Annotated in this window: 4 protein-coding genes; 1 reads left to right on the top strand and 3 read right to left on the bottom strand. The window is 75.4% G+C overall.

Annotation, left to right across the window (positions count from 1 at the left end; all coding sequences use genetic code 11):
• Positions 1 to 109: 109 nt before the first annotated feature.
• From PATMI_RS0104490 to PATMI_RS0104480, 3 genes are all read right to left on the bottom strand, one after another.
• The gene (locus PATMI_RS0104490; RefSeq protein WP_026910009.1) at positions 110 to 1084 is read right to left on the bottom strand and encodes a type IV toxin-antitoxin system AbiEi family antitoxin domain-containing protein; all 975 of its coding nucleotides are present in this window, start codon (positions 1082 to 1084) and stop codon (positions 110 to 112) included.
• 255 nt (positions 1085 to 1339) lie between these two features.
• Positions 1340 to 2050, bottom strand: coding sequence for an antibiotic biosynthesis monooxygenase (locus tag PATMI_RS33860; RefSeq protein WP_051471052.1), 711 nt, complete (start codon positions 2048 to 2050; stop codon positions 1340 to 1342).
• Between the two features lie 75 nt (positions 2051 to 2125).
• Positions 2126 to 2374 (bottom strand): hypothetical protein, encoded by a 249-nt coding sequence (locus PATMI_RS0104480; RefSeq protein ID WP_026910008.1) that lies wholly within the window; start codon positions 2372 to 2374, stop codon positions 2126 to 2128.
• 47 nt (positions 2375 to 2421) lie between these two features.
• On the opposite strand from PATMI_RS0104480, the gene PATMI_RS27365 reads away from it, so the two are divergent.
• The coding region (locus PATMI_RS27365) for an ATP-binding cassette domain-containing protein (RefSeq protein WP_051471051.1) at positions 2422 to 3135 on the top strand (714 nt) is incomplete at its 3' end.

Below are 3135 nucleotides of genomic sequence, written 5' to 3'. Positions count from 1 at the left end.
CGCGGGCGGGTCGGCGGCGGGGCGGCGCGCGCGGGGCGGCGGGCCGTGCGCGTCGGATCGTGTACCGCCCGGGTACCGAACCCGACACCGACCGCCGACCGGCCCCGCCTCAGGCGGCGACCCGGGTGCCGCGAGCGAGAGCGGGGCCGAGGGTCTCCAGCACGAAGTGCCCGCCCCGTTCGCGCTGCTGCCGGTACGTGTACGCGAGGGCCACCCAACCGCCGGCGACCAGACGCGCGCGTTTCTCGTGATCGTCCTCCCACCGGACGATGCCGCGATGGAAGCGCCAGCTGTCGAGCTCGACGGCGACCCCGTGGTCGGGGAACGAGCCGTCGATCTCCATTCCCAGGATCGTGGCGTTCATCACCGGGCGCGGCAGGCCGAGCCGGACGCAGAGGTCGGGGAACTCCTCCTCCTGCTCGCTCCTCGTCCGCGGGGGTGCGTCCCAGCTGCGGAGGATCTCGCGCAGAGCCCGGGCTCCGCGGTGTCGGGGATGGCGCGCCAGCAGCTCGAGGACCGGTCCGAGGTCGAAGAGGTCGAGGAGCTCGGCCTGGGCCACCGCGTTCCTCAGGGCGGAGGGAGCGAGCACCGCGCCCAGATCCAGCAGGGTCCGCGCGACCGTCGTCACGCGGATGCCGTCGTGGAGCTCGACCTCGTCGGGGCGAAGACCGGCGTGTCGGTGCACCACGACGCCCCGGTGCGTCGCGACGCTGGAGCCGGCGACGACGACCTCGATCGCGGGGGACGACCACGGGCGGAGGTTCCAGTGCACCCCGGCGGACCGGTGGCCGAGCGCCGCGCGGGGTCCGCAGGCGAGCACCGCTGCCGCCGCGCGGCCCTCCCATGTGACGCGTCCGTGGCCGACGGCGAAGACGCCGCGGTGGAGCGGATGGAGGTGGCCGATCCGGAGCGCACGGGTGATCTGTCGATCGGTGAGTCCGAGCATCCGGAGTTGTGCACGGCTGACGACCCCGTGCTGCGCAGCGGCGAGCGCGGCGATCTCCCGCCAGCCGTCGGCCGCGTGGCGGCCTGCTGCGTCCGCCACCGCGAGGAGCGCGTGCGGAGAGACCTGGCTCGAGGACATGCACCGACGGTGACGATCGACGCGTGACGCGTGGGGCGCGAACCGTGCCGATCTCGCCACCGACCTGCGCCGGAAGTCCTCCCCGTGCGACTGCCCGGTCGTCGCGTCGGATCGTGTACCGCCGAGGTACCGAACTCGACGCGGACCCGGGAAGGTCGCCGCGGCGGGTGGTGCCTGTCGGATCGTGTACCGCCGAGGTACCGAACTCGACACGAACCCGGCGAGGACGTCCGACCCGCGACGACCTCCCGCCCCTCACCCCACCGGCGACCAGTCCTGCACGATGTCGCCGTCCTTCGGGGTCTTCGGTCCGACCGCCAGGACCTCCAGACCGTCGGGGCCTGCGACGAAGCCGCGGATCAGCTCCGGGCCGACGCGGATGCCGTCGCGCTCCGACAGGTCGAACGAGTCGTCGCCGACGCGGATCCGGCCGGAGCCCGAGAGCACGACGTAGAGCTCCTCCGCGTTGGCGTGGACGTGGCCGAAGGCGGAGACCGCGTCGGCCGGCATCCGGTGCAGGGCCACGCCGGTGCGCTCGAGGCCGAGGTCGCCGCCCGGGAACCGCGACTCGCCCTGGGACGAGAACCCGAACGCCTTCGCCTGGTCCTCGGTGTCCAGCAGCGAACGGTGCGTGACGCCGTCGCGCGCGGCCGGCAGCAGGCCCGCGCCGCCGACCGGCTCGAGCTCCGTCAGCACCGGCGGGTGGTCGCCGTCGAGCAGCGCCATGACGCGCGGGAGGTTCTCGTCGTCCTTCGAGGCCTCGGCGGCCGCGGTCATGATCTCGTGGGTCGCCCAGCGCTCGTCGACGACGATCCGCTCGGGCTCGCCCGGCACGCGGGAGACGACCCACGAGTCGCAGCCGGGCGTCCCCCGGAGCGATTCCCCGACCTCGACGAGGACGGCGGCGAGGTCGTCCCCCTTCCCGGCGAGGGCGGTGAACTCGACGTGACGCGCGGCGCTCGACATGCCCCCATGCTGACGTCGGACGGGGACACCTACCGTCCGCGATGTCCGCGATGCCGCTCCGGGCGCCGCCCCGCCTTACCGCGGCCGCTTGGCCCGGTCGGCCTTCAGCTGGTCGCGCCAGCCCTCGCCCCAGATCTTCTCGTTGAAGACCACGACGAACGCGAAGCCGCCGACGAGGGCGACGACCGTGGCGATGCCCTCGGACACCCCGGCCACCGAGAGGATCGTCCACACGGCGGCCTCGAGCAGGACCAGGAGGCAGATCCAGAACAGGCGACCGCGGCGCTTGGGCTCCTCGACGGGCGGCTTCCGGGTCTTCGCCATAGACCGGGAAGGGTAGGCGGTCCCGCGCGGCGTAGGCTCCCCGACCGATGCCGCCGGAGGCCGAACACCCGACGCCGGGGCCCGCGGACCCGCCCGGCGACCGGCCGACGCGGTCCGCCGACGGTCCGCCGCCCGACCACGCGATCGTCCTCGACGGGCTCGTCCGGCGACGCGGCGAGCGGCAGGTGCTGCGCGACGTCTCGTTGATCGTTCCGGCCGGCGCGACGGTCGCGCTGCTCGGCCCGAACGGCGCCGGCAAGTCGACGCTCCTGCGCGTGCTCGCGGGGCTGATGCGGCCGATGGGCGGCGTCTGCCGGGTCCTCGGGCACGACCTCCCGGCCGACCGTCACGCCCTCCACGGCCGCGTGGGCTACCTCGCGCACGAGCCGATGCTCTACCGCGACCTGACCGTCCGCGAGAACCTCACGCACCGCGCCCGGCTGCTGCGGGTGGCCGACGTCCCCGGCCGCGTCCGCGAGCTGCTCGAGGCGACCGACCTCGTGCGCCGCGCCGACTTCCCCGTCCACGCGCTCTCCCGCGGTCTGACCCAGCGGACGACCGCCGCCGCGGTCCTCCTCGCCGACCCCGACCTGCTCCTCCTCGACGAGCCGCTGGCGAACCTCGACCCGTCGGCGTCCGCCCGCCTCGGCGCGCTGCTCGGCCCGCGCCCGGCGGACGACGTCCCGCCCGGGCCCGGGCCCACGGCCCGCCCCACGCCCACGGCCCGCCCCACGCCCGCGGCCGGCCCCGCGCCCGCGGCC

The organism is Patulibacter minatonensis DSM 18081 (assembly GCF_000519325.1).
Lineage (GTDB): Bacteria > Actinomycetota > Thermoleophilia > Solirubrobacterales > Solirubrobacteraceae > Patulibacter > Patulibacter minatonensis.
The sequence above is the reverse complement of the archived record's forward strand: the minus strand, read 5'-3'. Positions and strand labels throughout refer to the sequence as shown.

Bases quoted from the DNA above. Each gene is read 5' to 3' on its own strand.
- PATMI_RS33860 (WP_051471052.1), bottom strand. From the start codon at position 2,050: ATGTCGAGCGCCGCGCGTCACGTCGAGTTCACCGCCCTCGCCGGGAAG.
- PATMI_RS0104480 (WP_026910008.1), bottom strand. From the start codon at position 2,374: ATGGCGAAGACCCGGAAGCCGCCCGTCGAGGAGCCCAAGCGCCGCGGT.
- PATMI_RS0104490 (WP_026910009.1), bottom strand. From the start codon at position 1,084: ATGTCCTCGAGCCAGGTCTCTCCGCACGCGCTCCTCGCGGTGGCGGAC.